The sequence below is a fragment of the Nonomuraea antri genome, assembly GCF_013283785.1.
Classification (GTDB): domain Bacteria; phylum Actinomycetota; class Actinomycetes; order Streptosporangiales; family Streptosporangiaceae; genus Nonomuraea; species Nonomuraea antri.
Genome location: NZ_JABCPZ010000015.1, coordinates 1 through 17982, shown reverse-complemented (window position 1 = coordinate 17982; position 17982 = coordinate 1). Strand labels below are relative to the sequence as shown.

The 17982-nt window shown below is 71.5% G+C and carries 15 protein-coding genes, 4 tRNA genes and 1 riboswitch; of the genes, 9 read left to right on the top strand and 10 right to left on the bottom strand.

The window, feature by feature from the left end:
- Window positions 1-41: 41 nt before the first annotated feature.
- Window positions 42-392, bottom strand: coding sequence for a hypothetical protein (locus tag HII36_RS07705; RefSeq protein WP_236003273.1), 351 nt, complete (start codon window positions 390-392; stop codon window positions 42-44).
- Window positions 389-1177: an SAM-dependent methyltransferase gene (locus HII36_RS07700; RefSeq protein ID WP_173522374.1), complete on the bottom strand. Its 789-nt coding sequence runs from the start codon at window positions 1175-1177 to the stop codon at window positions 389-391. The genes HII36_RS07705 and HII36_RS07700 overlap by 4 nt, the downstream gene beginning before the upstream one ends.
- A gap of 62 nt (window positions 1178-1239) precedes the next feature.
- On the opposite strand from HII36_RS07700, the gene HII36_RS07695 reads away from it, so the two are divergent.
- Window positions 1240-2574 (top strand): FAD-dependent oxidoreductase, encoded by a 1335-nt coding sequence (locus tag HII36_RS07695; RefSeq protein ID WP_173522373.1) that lies wholly within the window; start codon window positions 1240-1242, stop codon window positions 2572-2574.
- A gap of 711 nt (window positions 2575-3285) precedes the next feature.
- Here HII36_RS07695 and HII36_RS07690 read toward each other — a convergent pair.
- The 5 genes from HII36_RS07690 to HII36_RS07670 form a co-directional block, all read right to left on the bottom strand.
- Window positions 3286-3357: transfer RNA gene (locus HII36_RS07690), tRNA-Val, on the bottom strand.
- A 31-nt stretch (window positions 3358-3388) separates the two neighbouring features.
- Window positions 3389-3460 (bottom strand) — tRNA-Gly (locus tag HII36_RS07685).
- A 51-nt stretch (window positions 3461-3511) separates the two neighbouring features.
- Window positions 3512-3582 (bottom strand) — tRNA-Cys (locus HII36_RS07680).
- Window positions 3583-3598: 16 nt separating this feature from the next.
- Window positions 3599-3670 (bottom strand) — tRNA-Gly (locus HII36_RS07675).
- An 88-nt stretch (window positions 3671-3758) separates the two neighbouring features.
- The gene (locus HII36_RS07670; RefSeq protein WP_173522372.1) at window positions 3759-5780 is read right to left on the bottom strand and encodes an N-acetylmuramoyl-L-alanine amidase; all 2022 of its coding nucleotides are present in this window, start codon (window positions 5778-5780) and stop codon (window positions 3759-3761) included.
- 305 nt (window positions 5781-6085) lie between these two features.
- On the opposite strand from HII36_RS07670, the gene HII36_RS56380 reads away from it, so the two are divergent.
- From HII36_RS56380 to HII36_RS07635, 7 genes are all read left to right on the top strand, one after another.
- Window positions 6086-6361, top strand: coding sequence for a hypothetical protein (locus HII36_RS56380; RefSeq protein WP_173522371.1), 276 nt, complete (start codon window positions 6086-6088; stop codon window positions 6359-6361).
- An 11-nt stretch (window positions 6362-6372) separates the two neighbouring features.
- Window positions 6373-8193 carry a glutamine--fructose-6-phosphate transaminase (isomerizing) gene (glmS, locus tag HII36_RS07660; protein WP_173522370.1) on the top strand — a complete coding sequence of 607 codons (1821 nt, stop codon included), beginning with the start codon at window positions 6373-6375 and terminating at the stop codon, window positions 8191-8193.
- A gap of 131 nt (window positions 8194-8324) precedes the next feature.
- The gene (locus HII36_RS07655; RefSeq protein ID WP_328807628.1) at window positions 8325-9092 is read left to right on the top strand and encodes an SAM-dependent methyltransferase; all 768 of its coding nucleotides are present in this window, start codon (window positions 8325-8327) and stop codon (window positions 9090-9092) included.
- A gap of 117 nt (window positions 9093-9209) precedes the next feature.
- Window positions 9210-10304, top strand: a complete 1095-nt coding sequence (locus tag HII36_RS07650; RefSeq protein ID WP_173522368.1) for a Bug family tripartite tricarboxylate transporter substrate binding protein — start codon at window positions 9210-9212, stop codon at window positions 10302-10304.
- A gap of 45 nt (window positions 10305-10349) precedes the next feature.
- Window positions 10350-10545, top strand: a riboswitch (cobalamin riboswitch).
- 109 nt (window positions 10546-10654) lie between these two features.
- Entirely contained in the window at window positions 10655-12847 is a 2193-nt protein-coding gene (locus HII36_RS07645; protein ID WP_407940759.1) for a ribonucleoside-diphosphate reductase subunit alpha, read from the top strand.
- Between the two features lie 29 nt (window positions 12848-12876).
- Entirely contained in the window at window positions 12877-13872 is a 996-nt protein-coding gene (locus HII36_RS07640; protein WP_173522366.1) for a ribonucleotide-diphosphate reductase subunit beta, read from the top strand.
- A 20-nt stretch (window positions 13873-13892) separates the two neighbouring features.
- Entirely contained in the window at window positions 13893-15041 is a 1149-nt protein-coding gene (locus HII36_RS07635; RefSeq protein ID WP_173522365.1) for a mechanosensitive ion channel family protein, read from the top strand.
- A 178-nt stretch (window positions 15042-15219) separates the two neighbouring features.
- Here HII36_RS07635 and HII36_RS07630 read toward each other — a convergent pair whose 3' ends face one another.
- The gene (locus tag HII36_RS07630; RefSeq protein WP_217369282.1) at window positions 15220-15987 is read right to left on the bottom strand and encodes a DMT family transporter; all 768 of its coding nucleotides are present in this window, start codon (window positions 15985-15987) and stop codon (window positions 15220-15222) included.
- Between the two features lie 87 nt (window positions 15988-16074).
- Between HII36_RS07630 and HII36_RS58575 the strand changes: the two genes are divergently transcribed.
- Window positions 16075-16635, top strand: coding sequence for a CGNR zinc finger domain-containing protein (locus HII36_RS58575; RefSeq protein WP_173522364.1), 561 nt, complete (start codon window positions 16075-16077; stop codon window positions 16633-16635).
- Here the strand turns inward: HII36_RS58575 and HII36_RS07620 are convergent.
- Both HII36_RS07620 and HII36_RS07615 read right to left on the bottom strand, forming a co-directional pair.
- Complete coding sequence (locus HII36_RS07620; RefSeq protein WP_173522363.1) at window positions 16622-17434, bottom strand: cytochrome c biogenesis CcdA family protein; 813 nt, start codon at window positions 17432-17434, stop codon at window positions 16622-16624. The two genes, HII36_RS58575 and HII36_RS07620, sit on opposite strands and share 14 nt — an antisense overlap.
- A partial coding sequence (locus HII36_RS07615) for a DsbA family protein (protein ID WP_173522362.1) occupies window positions 17431-17982 on the bottom strand: 552 nt, incomplete at its 5' end. The genes HII36_RS07615 and HII36_RS07620, both read right to left, overlap by 4 nt.

Genomic DNA, 17982 nt, shown 5'->3' with positions numbered 1-17982 from the left:
CGGCTCGATCGGCCGGCCATGGCCCGCGCCCCCTCCGTCAGTCAGCCGGCGGGCGGCGGCGCCTCCGGGCTCGTCGCACCCGCATCGCCTTCGGCCTCGGGCTCCTGGACGACGACGTGCAGCTCCACCGTGCGGCCGTCCGGGTCCTCCAGCAGCCGCCGCTCGTTCGCCGGTCCCGGCAGCGTGAAGCCGAGCCGCAGCGCGCCGGTCTCGCGGCCCGGGCGGGCCGGGTACAGCTCGAAGACCGTGCCGTCCGCCAGCACGGCGGCGTAGTGTCGCGGGCCGGCGCCGTGCTGCTCGGGCCGCAGGTCCAGGCCGAGCCCGGTGTAGAACGCGCGGCACTCCGCCAGCCGGCCGGTGTAGACGACCAGCAGGTTCTGCCGCGCGTTCATGGCTTGCGGGCGATTCCGCCGAGCCACCACGAGGTCTCGTCCGCGCCGTCGCCGCCCCAGGACGCCACGCCGACCAGGCCGGGGCCGACCCGTTCGAGACCGGCGAAGAACGACTCGATCCGCTCGCGCGGGCGGAAGATCAGCGCACCCTGGTACAACTCCCTGGTGCGGACGATGCGCGGGTCGTCGGGCATGCCGCCGTCCGAGATGTGGCTGATCACCAGATGGCTGCCCGAGGGGAGCCGGTCCATCAGCCGCCGGACGATCCCCGTCGGGTCGTCGCCGTCCGGGACGAAGTGCAGGACCGCGATGAGGATCACGGCGACCGGCTCGCCCAGGTCGATGACCCGTCGCAGGTCGGGGGAGTCGAGGATGTCCTCGGGCCGGCGCAGGTCGCCGTCGACGACCGCCGTGCCCCGGCCCCGGTCGAGCAGCGCCCGGGCGTGCACCAGCACCACCGTGTCGTTGTCCACGTAGGCGACCCTGGCGGCCGGGTCGACGCCCTGCGCGACCTCGTGCACCGGACGCTCGGCCGGGATCCCGGCGCCGATGTCCACGAACTGCTTGATGCCCGCCTCGCCGACGAGATACCGCACCGCCCTGACCAGGAACTCCCGGTTCTCCCTGACGGCCGCGCGCACCTCCGGCGCCATCGCCAGCACCTGCTCGGCCGCCGCCCGGTCGGCGGCGAAGTTGTCCTTGCCGCCGAGGAAATAGTTGTAGATCCTGGCAGGGTTCGGGAGATGCGGGTCGACCTTCAGCGTTCCCGCCTCGTTCTCCGACATAGGGCTCAGGTTAGATCATTCAGGTCTTGGCAGACGGGCGCTTCTTACGCCATCTTGGCCTAATGGATCATGCGGTCGTGTGCGGGGCCGGGCTGGCGGGACTGCTGTCCGCACGGGTGCTCGCCGACCGGTTCGCCCGTGTCACCGTCGTCGAGCGGGACAGGCTCACGCGGGGGCCGCGCCGCGGCGTGCCCCAGGGCCGGCACGCGCACGCGCTGCTGCCACGCGGCCAGCAGATCATCGACGAGTTGTTCCCCGGCGCGGTGGCAGAACTGGTCGTCGCGGGCGCGGTGCCGTACCGGCCGCTGGAGCAGGCACGCATGGTGCTCGGCGGCAACCGGATGTGCCGCGCCGCGATGGACAACCACGGACTCGCCCTGACCAGGCCCTTCCTGGAGGACCACCTGCGCGCGCGGCTGCTCGCGCTGCCGAACGTGGACCTGCTCGACGGCTGGGACGCCGTCGCGCCCACCCTGACCGGCGACGCCGTCACGGCCCTGCGCATCGCACGCACCGACACCGCGCCGGGCACGCGTGCCGCCGGCGGCGGGGGCGCTGAGGAGCGGGTGCTCCCCGCTGACCTGGTCGTGGACGCGATGGGCCGGGCCGGACGCTCGTCGCTCTGGCTGGGCGAGGCGGGCTTCGAACGGCCGCACACCGACCGGGTCGCCGTCGACGTCGGCTACGCCACCTGCACCTTCACCCTGCCCGACGGCGTCTTCGGCGAGGACCTGCTGATCCTGGTCGGCTCCACGCCCGAACGTCCGCGCGGCCTGGCGCTGTTCAAGGTCGAGGGCGGACGGTGGATCCTGAGCACGGGCGGCATGTGCGGCGACCACCCGCCCACCGACCTGTGCGGGTTCCTGGACTACGTGGCCAGTGTCATCCCCGGCTCCATGCCCGACGTGATGCCCGCGTTACGTGCCGCGCCGCTGCCCGCGGAGATCGTCCCGGCCCGCTTCCCGGACGCCGTACGCCGCCGCTTCGAGCGCCTGCGCCGCGTGCCGCGCGGCCTGATCGCCACCGGCGACGCCGTGTGCAGCGTGGACCCGCTGTACGGGCAGGGCATGAGCGCCGCCGCGCTCCAGGCGCTGGCCCTGCGCGACACGCTCGCGGACGGCGGCCACGACCTGGAACGCCGCTTCTACCGCGCCGCCGGGCGGGCCGCGGAAACGGTCTGGCGGTTCGCACTCACCGCCGACCTGGCCTTCCCCGGGGTGCCGGGGCGGCTGCCGCTGACGTCACGGATGATCTCCCGGTACGTGGACCGCGTCCAGCGCGCGGCCACCAAGGACCCGTCGTGCGCGATCGCCTTCGCCCGAGTCCTCGGCCTCCTCGACCCACCCGAGACCCTGATGCGCCCCGCCATACTCCGCCAAACCCTCCGCCACGGCTGACCCACCCGATGTCACCTCGGTGCTCGGAGTGAAACGCTCACCCTGACAAGCCACACGCCGGGGGTGCCGGTCTTTCGGGGCGCCGGTCTTTCAGGGGTACCGCCTTCGAGGGACGCCCGCCCTTCGGGGGATGCCTGCCTTCCGAGATGCCGTGTTCCGGGGTGCCACCTTCCAGGGGTGCCACCTTCCAGGGGTGCCACCTTCCAGGGGTGCCGGTCTTCTGGGAGCGCCGCGTCTTTCGGGGTGCCCGCCTTACAAGGGGGCGTCTTCCGGGCAACCGCGCCCTCCGTGGGGGCCGGATGCGCGGGCCCAGGAGCATGGACGCCCCGATGTGCAGGCGGCCGTGGAGTGCAACCGCAGGTTCCCCAGGTGGCGGCGGGCTCCCGGAATGCGCGCCCTCGGCGGAGGGCGGTCCCTCGCCGGGGTGGGTCATGTCCCGGGAACATGCTGCAAGGCCCGGAACGCGAGCGCTGTTGCGCGCCGGCCCTCGGCGTGGAGCCGCCCCCTGGTGTGTGAGCGGTCCCGGCGCGCGTGCGACCGGTGTGCGTGCCGCCGGTGGTCGTGCGGTCGATGTGTGGGCACCCCGAGTGCCAGTCCCTCCGAGGACGGACGGTTCCGGGAGCGGGTGCTCTGGAAAGCGGCGGCCAGGAGGAACCCATGGCCCCGGAAAACAGTGAACCCCAGGCCGACGACCTGGGGTTTCTGTATGTGTGGACGATACTGGGATTGAACCAGTGACCTCTTCCGTGTCAGGGAAGCGCTCTCCCGCTGAGCTAATCGTCCATATTGTCCCGGAGTTACCCCCGAAACCCAGAGCGGAAGACGGGATTCGAACCCGCGACCCTCACCTTGGCAAGGTGATGCTCTACCACTGAGCCACTTCCGCATGGTGCTGCACTTACTTTAGCCGATCTCGCGAGACCAGCCGTAATCACCGAGGTGGAGACGGGATTTGAACCCGTGTAGACGGCTTTGCAGGCCGCTGCCTCGCCTCTCGGCCACTCCACCAGGAGTTGGAACTCCGAGCGGAAGACGGGATTCGAACCCGCGACCCTCACCTTGGCAAGGTGATGCTCTACCACTGAGCCACTTCCGCGTGTTTCCCGGCGGTTCACCGGGCCACGGGAAAACCATATCGTCTCCGGAGAGTGCCTGTGCGCACTGAGCGGCCGCCGGGGCGAAATTCAGCGGATCACCCGCACGTCGTTCGCCTTGACGAACATGACGCGGTGGCCGAGCTGGATCTGGTGGTAGCGCAGCCCGCCCCTGACCATGACGTGCTTGGCCGGGTTGAGCGACCCGGCCGCGTAGTAGGCGCCGGTGTACGTGCCGCCCAGCGTGTACGACTGCCCCGGCCCGATCGTGTACTTCAGCGGGACGTGCCGCTGGAAGGTGACGCCCTGATAGGCGCCCTTCTCCGGGTAAGCCCGGCCGTACACTTTGGTGCCCGGTTTGAGCGGGGTGACCAGGGGGCCCTTGGCGGAGACGGCGGTGGGCCGGCTGTCCGGGTTGTGGAACCACGCCTTCTGCCCCAGGTACCAGATGGCGGTCCAGTCGCCCTGGCGGCCGGCCACCGCGTAGCGCTGGCCGGTGGAGGCGCGGGCGCTGTGGTCGTAGACGCTGTAGGTGGCCGGCTTGCCGGGGTGCTTGCCCTCGTCATTGACCAGCGGCGCGGTGGGGCTCGGCTGGGTGTGCAGCCAGACGGAGGCGGCGCCGTGCGTGGGGCACGCCCGGCCGGGCTTGGTGCTGGTGCAGCCGGTGAAGCGCGGCCGGTGCGCGTCGTAGTCGGGGCGGATGAGCACCGAGGACGTGCCGTTCTTCGCGCCCTTGATCAGGTGGCCCATGAGCTCGAAATAGTGCGCCCAGTCCCAGTACGGCCCCGGGTCCTCGTGCATGCTGGCCAGCGTCTGCGGCGTGGTGCCCGGGACGTTGTCGTGGCCGAGGATGTGGGCGCGGTCGATCGGGACGCGGTACTTGCCGGCCAGGTAACGCACCAGCTTGGCCGACGAGCGGTACATCGCCTCGGTGTACCAGGTGCCGCCCTTGGCCAGGTAGCCCTCGTGCTCGATGCCGATCGAACGTACGTTGACGTCCCAGTTGCCCGCGTGCCAGCCGATGTCCTTGGTCGCCACGTGCTGGGCGACATGTCCGTCGCGGGAGCGGATCGTGTAGTGCCAGCTCACGTACTTGGGATCGTTGATCATGGAGGGGATGCCCTGGTAGGTGCCCTCGGTGTCGTGGATCACGATGTAGTTCACGGTTCTGGCGCCGTTCACGCGGTCGTGGTTGCCGTACTCGCCGCTCTTCTTCTTGCCGTGGCGCTTGTGCGCGGCGGGCATCCACTCGCAGGCCAGCGTGCGGGGGCACTCCGCGGCGGTCTGCCCAGGGGCGGGTGCGGCGGCGGGAGCGGGCGCGAGCTTCGGTTCGGTCAGCGTTGGCGTCGGGCTGAGGCGGACGAGGTGACCGTCGTCGGTGCGCCGCACCGCGCCAGTGCGCATGACCGAGTACACCTCGTCGGCGAACGTGCGCCCGGCCAGCGGGTCGCCGGAGCCGGAGTAGTCGGCGACGGCGTCGTACCAGTCGGCCGGGTCGGTGCTCGGCCGCCGCTGGTAGGAGGCGAGCAGCGCGGCGCCCGCGCGGATGTTCGCCGCCGGGTCGCGCCTGACCAGGCCGGGCCGCTCGCCGGTCAGCTCGGCCGCCCTGACCAGGGTCCCGAGGCCGGTGGGGGCGCCGGACCGCAGCGCCGCCGCGGGCGGACCGGCGGGCGGGGGCTCCTCGGGCGCCGGCGGCAGCGGACGCGAATCGTCGCCCCTGGCGTCGCCGGCCGCGTCGCCGATCCCGTGCGGGTGCGGCCCGTGCGCGCCGCCCAGTCCGGGCGCCCGCTCGGCCGCGGCCTCGGCGGCCGCCACGTCCACCAGGTGCATCGGCCCGAACCCGCCGGACGTGCTCGGCCGGCCGCCGTTGGCGTCCCAGCGCGACTCCAGGTACGACACGGCCAGCAGCACGTTCTCCGGCACCCCGAACTCGCGCGCCGCGGCCGCGAAGTCGGCCTGCCGCCCCCGCCCAGGCGCGGAATGCACAGGCGCGAACTGCACAGGCGCGGGCGACCCCAGCGCGGCCTGCCCCGGCGCGGGCTGCACGGCGGCGGCGGACGAGACCACGACAGAGCCGGCGGTCAGGGCGGCGGCGGCGAGCCAGAGCAGCATGACAACTCCCCACGGATCGGCACGATGTGACTACATAACGTAACCATGCCCTTGAAAGGGATGAGTCACCCGGGTCTGGTGATACAGGTGAGTGAGCCGCATCTCGCCCGCTGACCTGGTGCTTTCGCCCCGCTCTCAGTGGGTACGGCAGTGGCGGAAGTGATCGCGGCCAGGGGGAATTCGAAGCGCCGCGGACGGCTCGACACGGGGGGTGGGGCGAGCACGTGAAGCCGTTGGGTCATTTCCTGCCCGATATCGGGCAGGATGTTGGCGTGTCTCATTCCACATGCGTAGTGTCCTCGTCTGTGTCCACGGCACGGCATCCCTACGAAGACCTCATCGCCCACCTCACCAGGACCAGCCCGCTGGGCCCAGGAGAGGCGGCCCGCGTGGTGGCCGACGTGTTGTCGTACTTCTCCGAGACCGTCGAGGAGTTCGTACGGCGGCGCCACGGCGAGCTCAAACTGCGCGGCCTGACCAACGACGAGATCTTCCCCCGGGTCGCCGCCGAACTACGCGGCCGCCGGGTGGCGGCACCGGAGCTGTCCCTGCGGCAGCTGCGCAGGATTGTTTACGGATAGAGGAGACCTCGATGTGCGGAATCGTGGCCTACGTCGGCCCCAAGGACGCCGCGCCCATCCTGCTGGAGGGCCTGCAGCGGCTGGAGTACCGGGGCTATGACTCGGCCGGGGTCGTGGTGTCCAACAAGGGGCTGAAGGTCCGCAAGTGCAAGGGCAGGGTCGCCGACCTGGCCAAGATCGTGCCGGCCAGGTTCAAGGGCGGTCTGGGCATCGGCCACACCCGCTGGGCCACCCACGGCGTGCCGAGCGACCTCAACGCCCATCCGCACCTGTCGCACGACGAGCGGGTGGCGGTGGTGCACAACGGCATCATCGAGAACGCCGACGAGTTGCGCGCCAAGCTGGTGGCCGACGGGGTGGAGTTCGCCTCGGAGACCGACACCGAGGTGATCGCGCACCTGATCGCCCGCGCGGTCGACGAGAACGACTCGCTGGAGGAGGCGGTCAGGAAGACGCTGAAGAGCCTGGTCGGCACCTACGGCATCGCCGTCATCGACCGCGACAGGCCGGGCGAGGTGGTCGTGGCGCGCATGGGCAGCCCGATCGTGCTGGGCATCGGCGAGCGCGAGATGTTCGCCGCCTCCGACGTGGCCGCGCTGGTGCGCTACACCCGTCAGGTCGTGCACCTGGAGGACGGCGAGCTGGCCGTGCTCACGCCCGACGGCTTCCACACCTTCGCCGGCGAGGGCCGCGAGACCGCCAAGGAGCCGCTGACCGTCGACTGGGACGCCGGACACTACGACACCGGCGGCTACGAGCACTACCTGCTCAAGGAGATCTCCGAGCAGCCCGAGACGATCACCCGCACCATGAGCGGCCGGCTCGACGAGCGCTTCGCCGTCGCCCACCTGGGCGGGCTGAACATGGACGCGCGCGAGACCCGCTCCTTCCGCCGCGTCAAGATCATCGGCTGTGGCTCGGCCTACTACTCGGGGCAGATCGGCGCCCAGCTCATCGAGGAACTGGCGCGCATCCCGTCCGACGCCGAGCCGGCCAGCGAGTTCCGCTACCGCAACCCGGTCGTCGACCCCGACACGCTCTACGTCGCGATCAGCCAGTCGGGCGAGACGTACGACACGCTCGCCGCCGTGCAGGAGCTCAAGCGCAAGGGCGGGCGCGTCATCGGCATCGTCAACGCGGTCGGCAGCGCCATCGCCCGCGAGGTCGACGGCGGCATCTACCTGCACGCGGGGCCCGAGGTCTCGGTGGCCTCGACCAAGGCGTTCACCTCGACGTCGATGGCGTTCGCGCTGCTCGCGCTGCACCTGGGCCGGGTGCGCGACCTGTCGCCCGCAGACGGCCGCCGCATCGTGGAGGGGCTGCGCCGGCTGCCCGGCCAGATCGAGGAGATCCTGGCCCAGGGCGACAAGATCGCCGAGCTGGCGCAGAAGTACGCCGACCACCCGAGCATGATGTTCGTCGGCCGGGTGCGCGGCTACCCGGTGGCCCGCGAGGGCGCGCAGAAGCTCAAGGAGATCTCCTACGTGCACGCCGAGGCCTACCCGGCCAGCGAGCTGAAGCACGGGCCGCTGGCGCTGATCGGGCCGGACATGCCGACGGTGGCGATCGTGCCCGACGACGAACTGCTCGACAAGAACCTCACCACGCTCGGCGAGATCCGCGCCCGCGGCGGCCGGGTGCTCATGGTCGGCCATCGCGAGCCCGACGCCAAGCTGGCCGACGACGTGATCGTCATCCCGAAGAACGAGATCGAGCTCGACCCGATCCTGCTGACGATCCCGCTGCAGCTCCTGGCCTACCACGCGGCCGTGGCGCTGGGCCGCGACGTCGACAAGCCGCGTAACCTGGCCAAGAGCGTGACGGTCGAATAAGTCACCACAAAGGCCCGGGCGTGCGTTCCGCGCGCCCGGGTTCCCGGGTGGAAAGTGGTATGTATCCAATTCGGCAACGATTGAAACGCGCCTAGTGTTATTTCCGGGCGAATAGTCATAAGATCGCAATTGTGCGGCAGCTTGACCCCGAAACGCCCAACCTCGCACGCATGTATGACTACATGCTGGGAGGCACGGACAACTTCGCGGTCGATCGCCAGGCCATTGATCGGCTGTCGGAGCTGGTTCCCGAGGCGGTCCCGCAGGCCCGGGTGAACCGGGCCTTCCTGCAGCGTGCCGTGCGTTACGCGGCCGCCGCCGGGGTGCGCCAGTTCGTCGATCTGGGCAGCGGGCTACCGACCCAGGGCAACGTGCACGAGGTGGCGCCGCAGGCCAGGGTCGTCTACGTCGACCGCGATCCGGTGGTCGCCGCGCACGCCAGGCGGCTGCTCGACGACGCGGGCGAGGCCGTGTTCGTGCAGGCCGACCTGCTCGACGCCGACGAGGTGCTGGCCCGGGCGGCCAGATTCCTGGACCTGGACGAGCCGGTCGCCGTCCTGCTGGTGTCGATCCTGCATTTTCTGCCCGACGACGCGAATCCGCAGGCGATGGTGGCGCGCTGGCGCGAGGCGCTCGCGCCGGGCAGTCACCTGGTTCTCACGCACGCCGCGTCGGTCGCGCAGAGCCGTTCCGGGGGCGGCGGCAAGGTCATTCACCGGGGCTCGTCGCGCCGCGGCGGAACCCGATCTCCGGCGGAGATCCGGACATTCTTCGGTGATTTCTCGCTGGTGCCGCCGGGCCTGGTGCAGGCCGTGGACTGGCGTCCCGATCGGCCGAAGCTGGTGAGCACGCGGCCGTTGCCCGGCTATCTCATGGGCGGCGTCGGCATAAAGGACTAAAGCCCAAATTTCGCGATTTTCCAGGCCAAGGGTGGTCGCAACCCCGATGTGTAACTGCGAGTGAAGTGTCAATAACTTCAGGTAATGGGGGACTCGCGTAACTCGGGGGAGGGGCGCATGCGCCGTCGGCGGTTCCTGACGCTGGGGTTCGGCCTGGCCGTCTGCGCGGCCGGGGCCGGCGGCGTGGCCGGCTGCGGCACCGAACGCGCGCCGGGAAGCCCCGCCGGGCTGGGCGCCGCCTTCACCCTGCGCCCGCCCGGACGCCGCTGGGCCCGGGTCGGCCAGGCCTTCGTCGCGGCGGCCCGCGAGAACGGCTTCGACGTCACCGCCGCCGACCGCGGCACCCCAGGCGGCACTCCGGGCAGCGCCCCGGGCGGCGGCTCCATCGCGGGAGGACCCGGCGGCCGTCCACCCGGCGGGGCATCAGGGGACGGCCGGGCGGCCGACGGCGGCGAGGACCGCCTGGAGGAGGACCCGCAGGCGGGGGACAGGAGCGCGGGCACCAGGATCTCGATCACCGGCCTGCCCGCGCTGGCCGCCGCCGAACTGAACAACGGCCGCACCCTGCTCGACCTCGCCACGCCGCTGGCCAGGCTCGTCGGCGAGATCGCCGTCGTGGTGGTGCCCGCGACGTCCCGCTTCAGGGGTTTCGACGACTTCGGCGCGCACCTCATCGCCCAGCCCGAGCGCACGCTGCTGGCCGGCGGCCCGCACGGCGACCCCGACCACCTGCTGTTCGGTCTGATCGCCAAGGGGCTGGGCGCCGACACCCGGCAGGTCGACTACACCGGCTACCCCAGCAGCCACGAGGCCGTGCCCGCGCTGCTGGCCGGCAAGGCCGCCGCCGGGGTGGGCAGCCTGTCGGACTGGCTCGCCCACATCCGCAGCGGACGGGTGCGGGCGCTGGCGGTGTCGTCGGCCAACCGGGTCCCCGGGCTCGACGTGCCGACCCTGCTGGAGTCCGGGGTCCGCGTCGACTTCGCCAACTGGTGCGCCGCCGTCGGCCCCGACCACCTGCCGGACGACCGCCGCGACACCGCCGTCCGGCTGTGTGACGAGGTGACGGGCTCGGACACCTGGCAGGCGGCCTGCCGGGCCAACGGGTGGGCCTCGATGCCGCTCAGCGGCGAGGATTTCACGCTGTGGCTGACCGGCGAGGTCGAGCGCACCCGCGAGGTGCTGCGCGACCTCGGACTGCTCCGACACGGCTGAAGGCACAACATCCTGTAGTGGTTGCGGCCGCTGCCACTAGATGTAGGATCCTGCACTGTCGCTGGTTCGCCCCTCGGGGCGGAGCAAAAGGGAACCCGGTGCGAATCCGGGGCTGCCCCGCAGCGGTGAGCGGGAACGACCGCCGTCACGAGCACTGGAGAGATCCGGGAAGCGACGGCCAGTAGGAGCCTTCTTCGGCGTGCCCGCGAGCCCGAAGACCTGCCGGTGACGGCCGGGCCGTGCCCGGCCATCTGTCCAGGGCCTCGAGGGAGGGCTCTCGGAAGCGCCGTGCTGTGCCTTCGGCGTGCTTCCGCGTGCCCTCACGGGGGATGAGCTCGCGAGGAGACGCAGTGACGCAGATCGTTGAGGTTGACCGGCGCCTGGCCATCGAGGAGGCGGCCGCCCGGGTGATCGCCGACCCGGCCAACTCCCGGGTCGCGGCCGGCCTGCTGGCCGAGGAGATCGCCGACGAGGCGGCCGGGCAGGGGGTGCGGACGTTCTCGCAGTCCATCGCCGCCACCCACGCCGCCGGGCTGATCCAGGACGGCCTGGCCGAGTTCGTCGCGGCGCACGCCGCCGAGCTGGACGCGCTGGCCGACGACGCCGCCGACGACCGGTTCGAGTACTTCGGCCTGCGTACCGTCTACGACCGCTACCTGCTGCGTCACCCCGAGAACCGCCGGGTGCTCGAACGACCGCAGCACTTCCTGCTGCGCGTGGCCTGCGGGCTGTCGGAGTCGGTCGCCGAGGCCGCCGAGCTGTACGCGCTGATGTCCACGCTGTCGTACCTGCCCAGCTCGCCCACGCTGTTCAACTCGGGCGCGCGCCGGCCGCAGCTGTCCTCGTGCTTCCTGCTCGACTCGCCGCGCGACGAGCTGGAGGCCATCTACCAGCGGTACGGCCAGGTGGCGCGGCTGTCGAAGTACGCCGGCGGCATCGGCATCTCCTGGACCAGGATCCGTTCGCGCGGCTCGCTGATCAGGGGCACCAACGGGCACTCCAACGGCATCGTGCCGTGGCTGCGCACGCTCGACTCGTCGGTGGCCGCGGTCAACCAGGGCGGCAGGCGCAAGGGCGCGGCCTGCGTCTACCTGGAGACCTGGCACGCCGACATCGAGGAGTTCCTGGAGCTGCGCGACAACACCGGCGAGGACGCCCGCCGCACGCACAACCTCAACCTGGCCAACTGGGTGCCCGACGAGTTCATGCGCCGGGTCGAGGCGGACGAGACGTGGTCGCTGTTCGACCCGAAGGAGGTGCCCGACCTCACCGACCTGTACGGCGAGGCGTTCACCGCCGCCTACCGGGCCTACGAGGCGGCCGGCCGCTTCACCCGTCAGCTCCCGGCCAGGACGCTCTACGGCCGGATGATGCGCACCCTGGCCCAGACCGGCAACGGCTGGATGACGTTCAAGGACGCCGCCAACCGCACCTCCAACCAGACCGCCAGGCCCGAGAACGTCATCCACCTGTCGAACCTGTGCACCGAGATCCTGGAGGTCACCAGCGACGGCGAGACGGCCGTGTGCAACCTCGGCTCGGTCAACCTGGCCGCCCACCTGATTGACGGCGGGGTCGACTGGGACAAGCTGCGCGCCACCGTGCGCACCGCGGTGCGGTTCCTGGACCGGACCATCGACCTGGGCTTCTACCCGACGCCCGAGGCCGAGGCGGCCAACCGGCGCTGGCGGCCGATCGGGCTGGGCGTCATGGGCCTGGCCGACGTGTTCTTCACGCTGCGGCTGCCGTTCGACTCGCCGCGGGCGCTGGAGCTGTCGACGCGCATCGCCGAGGAGATCGCGCTGGCCGCCTACGACACCTCCGCCGACCTGGCCGTCGAGCGGGGCAGGCACCCGTCGTACGACGACACGCGGGCGGCCGGCGGCGTGCTGCACCCCGACCACTACGCGGCCGGGACCTCCGCCCGCTGGGCCGCGCTGCGCGAGAAGGTCGCGGACACCGGGCTGCGGAACTCGCTCATGATCGCCATCGCGCCCACCGCGACCATCGCCTCGATCGCCGGCTGCTACGAGTGCATCGAGCCGCAGGTGTCCAACGTGTTCAAGCGCGAAACGCTGTCGGGCGAGTTCCTGCAGGTCAACCGGTACCTGGTGGCCGATCTGCAGGCTCGTGGGCTGTGGACCCAGGAGCTGCGCGACGCCGTCAAGCGCGCCGACGGCTCGGTGCAGGACGTCCCCGGCATCCCCGACGACCTCAAACTGCTCTACCGCACCGCCTGGGAGCTGCCGCAGAAGGCGCTGATCGACCTGGCGGCGGCCAGGCAGCCGTACATCGACCAGTCGCAGTCGCTCAACCTGTTCATGGCCAGCCCGACGATCGGCAAGCTATCGTCGATGTACGCCTACGCCTGGAAGCAGGGCCTGAAGACCACCTACTACCTGCGCTCGCGCCCGGCCACCAGGATCGCGCAGACCACGGTCGCCGCCCTGGCTCCCACTCTCGCGGAACCGGCGCCCCAGCCGCTCGCCGAGGTGATCGCCTGCTCGCTGGAGAACCCCGAGATCTGCGAAGCCTGCCAGTAAGACCCCTCTTCTTCCCCTTGGAGAACGCGATGCTGCTCGACCCCGGCATGGACCTCACGCTGCGCCCGATGCGCTACCCGGACTTCTACGAGCGCTACCGGGCCGCCATCCGCAACACCTGGACGGTCGAGGAGGTGGACCTGCACACCGACCTGGCCGACCTGGCCAGGATGACGCCGCAGGAGCGCCACCTGATCAACCGGCTGGTGGCCTTCTTCGCCACCGGCGACTCGATCGTCGCCAACAACCTGGTGCTCAACCTCTACCAGCACGTCAACGCCCCCGAGGCGCGCCTGTACCTGAGCAGGCAGCTGTTCGAGGAGGCGGTGCACGTGCAGTTCTACCTGACGCTGCTCGACACGTACCTGCCCGACCCGGACGAGCGGGTCAAGGCGTTCGCCGCGATCGAGCACATCCCGTCGATCCGCGACAAGGCGGAGTTCTGCTTCAAGTGGATCGACTCGATCAACGGGCTGCGCCGCCTGGAGAACGCCGACGAACGCCGTCAGTTCCTGCTCAACCTCATCTGCTTCGCCGCCTGCATCGAGGGCCTGTTCTTCTACGGCGCGTTCGCCTACGTGTACTGGTTCCGCTCCCGCGGCCTGCTCAGCGGCCTGGCCACCGGGACGAACTGGGTGTTCCGCGACGAGTCCATGCATATGGAGTTCGCGTTCAGCGTGGTCGACACGGTCCGGGCCGAGGAGCCCGAGCTGTTCGACGCCGCGCTGGGCGAGCAGGTCACCCGCATGATCGAGGAGGCCGTCGCGGCCGAGCTGGCCTTCGCCCGCGACCTGTGCGGCGACGGCATGCCGGGCATGAGCGTCGAGCAGATGCGCCAGTACCTGGAGTACGTCGCCGACCAGCGCCTGGCCAGGCTCGGCCTGCCCGGCCGGTACGGCACCGCCAACCCGTTCGCGTTCATGGAGTTGCAGGACGTGCAGGAGCTGGCCAACTTCTTCGAGCGGCGTGTCTCTGCTTACCAGGTGGCGGTTGAGGGCAATGTGACTTTTGACGAGACGTTCTAGTTATCGGGGGGTATGAGCGCGTGCAGTCACCGGCGAACTGGCCCATCCTGGTGATCGCGGTGATCAGCGCGGTCATCGTGGTGGAGGTGACCCGCCGGGTCCTGTCCAGGATCGGACGCAAATGGGCGCTGGCCCGGCATCTGGTGGAGCACTGCACGTGGCCGGCGTTCTCGGTGGCGGCCATCGTCGCGTTCAACGTGGTGTTCGGGCCGGGCATCCTGGGTGATTCCGAGGCGGAGAAGAGCGTCGCCGGGACGATCGAGCGGATTCTCGGCCTGCTCACCATCGGGTCGGTGACCTGGCTGATCGTGGAGTCCACGTACGCGCTGACGGACGTCGTCCTGGACCGGCTGGTGATGGTCGAGGGCGAGCGCAACCGGCGGGCGCGGCGGATCATGACGCAGATCGCGCTGGTGCGCCGCATCGCCGCCGCGGTCATCATCGTGATCGCCATCGGCGCGATGCTCTTCTCCTTCCCGCAGGTGCGCGCGCTCGGCGCCGGTCTGCTCGCCTCGGCGGGCATCGCCGGCGCCGTCGTCGGCATCGCCGCCCAGCCCACGATCGGCAACGTGCTGGCCGGGCTGCAGCTCGCCTTCAGCGACGCGTTGCGGCTCGACGACGTCGTCGTGGTCGAGAACGAGTGGGGCAGGATCGAGGAGCTGACGCTCACCTACGTGGTGCTGCGGCTGTGGGACGAGCGGCGGCTGGTGCTGCCCGTGTCGTACTTCACGCAGACCCCGTTCGAGAACTGGACCAGGCACGGCAGCCGGGTGCTCGCCGTGGTGTTCCTGCGGGTGGACTGGTCGGTCCCGGTGGACAAGCTGCGCGACGAGCTGTACGCGTTCTTGCAGGAGAACCCGCTGTGGGACCAGAAGGACTGGACGTTGCAGGTCACCGACGTGTGCCCGAACGGGCTGATCGAGCTGCGGGCGCTGATGAGCGCCGCGGACTCGCCGTCCTCCTGGGACCTCAAGTGCGACGTCCGCGAGCACCTGGTCAACTACGTCCGCGAGAACTACCCCGAGGCGCTGCCCCGCTTCCGGGTCGAGAGCCCGGAGACCCGCGCCGGGGTGACCTGGCCGCAGGGCGGCGAGGTCGAGGGCCCCGCCGAGCCGCCGCCCGCCGGCCAGCCGCCGCGCAAGCCGGGCTTCTCCGGCCACCAGCCGTAGCGGGCCAGGGCCGGGCTCTTCGGCGTCAGCCGTGGCGGGTCAGGGCCGGGCTTTCCGGTATCAGCCGTGGCGGGTCAGGGCCGGTTGGCCAGCAGCACGCCGGCGCCGCCCACCGCGAGCCCGGCCAGCGAGAGCGGGTGCGGGCTCTGCCCGATCAGCAGCCAGGCCAGCAGCGCCGTCACCGCGGGGTGAGGAAGAACACCGTGCTCACCCGGCTCGCGGAACCCCGCTTCAGCATCGTGTTGAGCAGCAGGTACGCGCCGATCGAGTTCACCAGCACGAGCCAGGCCAGCGCGGCGGAGAACGAGCCCCAGTCGTCCACGCGCATCGGCTCCGTGGCCAGCGAGACCACTCCCACCAGCGGCGCGGCGGTCAGCGTCTGCGTCGCGGTCACGGTGCGGACGTCCAGGTCGCCGGCGAAGCGCTTCTGGTAGAGCGTGCCCAGGCTCATCCCGAGCAGCCCCAGCACGCATAACGCCAGCCCGGACAGGGTGAGGCTCACCCGGTCTGCCACCGCCAGCCCCACCCCGGCCGCGCCGAGGCCGAACCCGAGCCACTGGGCGCGGCTCACCCGCTCGCCCAGGAACCGCCCGGCCAGCAACGCGATCACCACCGGGTTGAGCCCCTGCACCAGCGCCACCACGGCGGCGGGCATCCGCAGCGCCATGGCCGAGTACAGCGCGCCGAACTGCACCGCCATCACCAGCGCGCCCGACACCACCACGTGCAGCAGCCGCCGGCCGCGCGGCCACGGCGCGCGCACCGCCAGCGCGAACCCGGCCAGCAGCAGGCCGGCCAGCGCGAACCTGACGAACGTGAGCAGCAGCGGCGGCGCGGCGGCCACGCCGATCACCCCGGCCACGAAGGCGCTGCTCCACGTCACCACGAACACCGCGGGCACGAGGGCCGACGCCGCGCTCCGTACCTCGGCCGTCTCGACCGCCATGCCGATCTCCCTTGAATAACCACCTGAGCCGGTTATTCAACTGTGTCGCCGATTTGTCTAACCTGTCAAGGCGGTTAGCATGGGGGTGTGACGCGCTTCACCTTCGTCAGCGGCGATCTCGGGCTCGACCTGGCGGGCACCGTCCAGCACCGCAGGTCCGACCGGCGCGACCTGCTGGCCACCCCCGGCGACCTGGCCGCATGGACGGTCGCCGCCGGGCTGCTCGGCGCCCCGCCGGCCGCCGATGCCGACGACCTGGCCGCGGCCAAGGAACTGCGCGAGGCCGTCTACCGGCTCGCCATCGGGGAGCGGCCGTCCGGCGCCGACCGCGAGACCGTCAACCGGGCCGCCGCCGTGCCTCCCGTCCTGGTCGGGCTGGCCGCGAACGGCGGCGTCGAACGCCACGGGGACGTGCGCGCCGCGCTGTCCACCGTGGCCAGGCAGGCGATCGAGCTGCTGGGCGGGCCGGGGGCGGCGCGGGTCAAGGAATGCGGCGCCGAAGCGTGCACCCGGCTGTACGTGGACACCTCGCGGGCCTCGTCGCGGCGCTGGTGCGACATGCTCGAATGCGGCAACCGGGCCAAGGCGGCCGGCTTCCGCGCCCGTCACCGGGCCCCGGCCGATGGCGGCGGGCTCAGCGGCGGTTGAGCCGCCAGAACGTGAACGCGGCCAGCGCCACCGCCGCCACGCCGATCAGCGCCAGGTCGGGCAGCGCCTGCTGCGCCCCTGCGGCCAGTTCCTGCAGGCGCGTCTCCCAGTCGTCCGGGATGGGCAGGGCCAGCGCGCGGGTGCCGTCGGACAGCAGGAAGAGCACCCCGAGCCCGGCGAACACCAGCCCGGACAGCAACGACGTGGTGTGCAGCCGCAGCGGGCCCAGCCGCAGCCCGCGCCCGCGCAGCCACCGCCTGCGGCCCAGGTCGTAGCGCTCCCACAGGCCGGCCAGCAGCAGCAGCGGCGCCGACATGCCGGCCGCGTAGACCGCGAGCAGCAGCCCGCCGCGCAGGCCGTCGCCGGAGGCCGCGGCGACCGTCAGCACCGCGCCGAGCACCGGCCCCGCGCAGAACCCGGCCAGCCCCGACACCGCGCCCAGCGCCAGCACCGCCCCCGCGGAATCGCCGTGGACGTGCGCCTTCAGCCGCTCCAGCGGCCCGAGACTCCATCCGTGCCCGAGCGCCTGCACCAGCCCGAGCCCGATCAGCGCCCAGCCCGCGACGGTCACCAGCAGGTCTTGTCTGCCGTAGAACAACCGGCTCACCTGCGCCGACCCCAGGCCCAGCGGCACCAGCACCGCGCACAGGCCCGCGTAGAACAGCAGCGTGCGGCCGACCAGCTCACGCCGGCCGGGGAAGGCGTAGCCGAAGAACGCCGGAAGCAACAACGCGCCACACGGGCTGACCAGCGAGAACAGGCCGCCGAGGAACGCTGCCGCGTAGCCGACGTCCGTCATCGCTCGCGGCGGGCCTTCTCGATGGCCCGCTCGAACGTCGCCAGCGGCTGAGCGCCGAACAGCAGCTCGCCGTTGATCAGGAACGCCGGCGTACCGGGCAGGCCGAGTTGCAGCGCGAAGTTCCTGTCGTCCTCGACGGCCTGGCGCACCGACTTGTCGCGCCGGTCGGCCTCGAACCTGGCCAGGTCCAGGCCCGCCTGCCCGGCGGCGGCACGCAGGCCGTCGTCGGTGAGCCGCGCCCGGCCGGTGTAGAGGGCGTCGTGGAACTCCCAGAACTTGCCCTGCCGCGAGGCGGCCCTGGCGGCGACGGCGGCCAGGTCGGAGGAGCGGCCACGGATCGGGTAGTCGCGCCAGAACATCCGGATGACGCCGGTGTCGAGGTATTTGCGCTTCAGCTCCGGCCAGATGTCACGGGCGAAATGGCGGCAGTTGGGGCAGTTGAAGTCGCCGAACTCGACGATCGTCACCTGCGCCTGCGGCGACCCCATCGACAGCTTCATGTCGATCGGGGGCGGGGTGGGCCCGGTCCACACCGGCGGGCCGGAGGA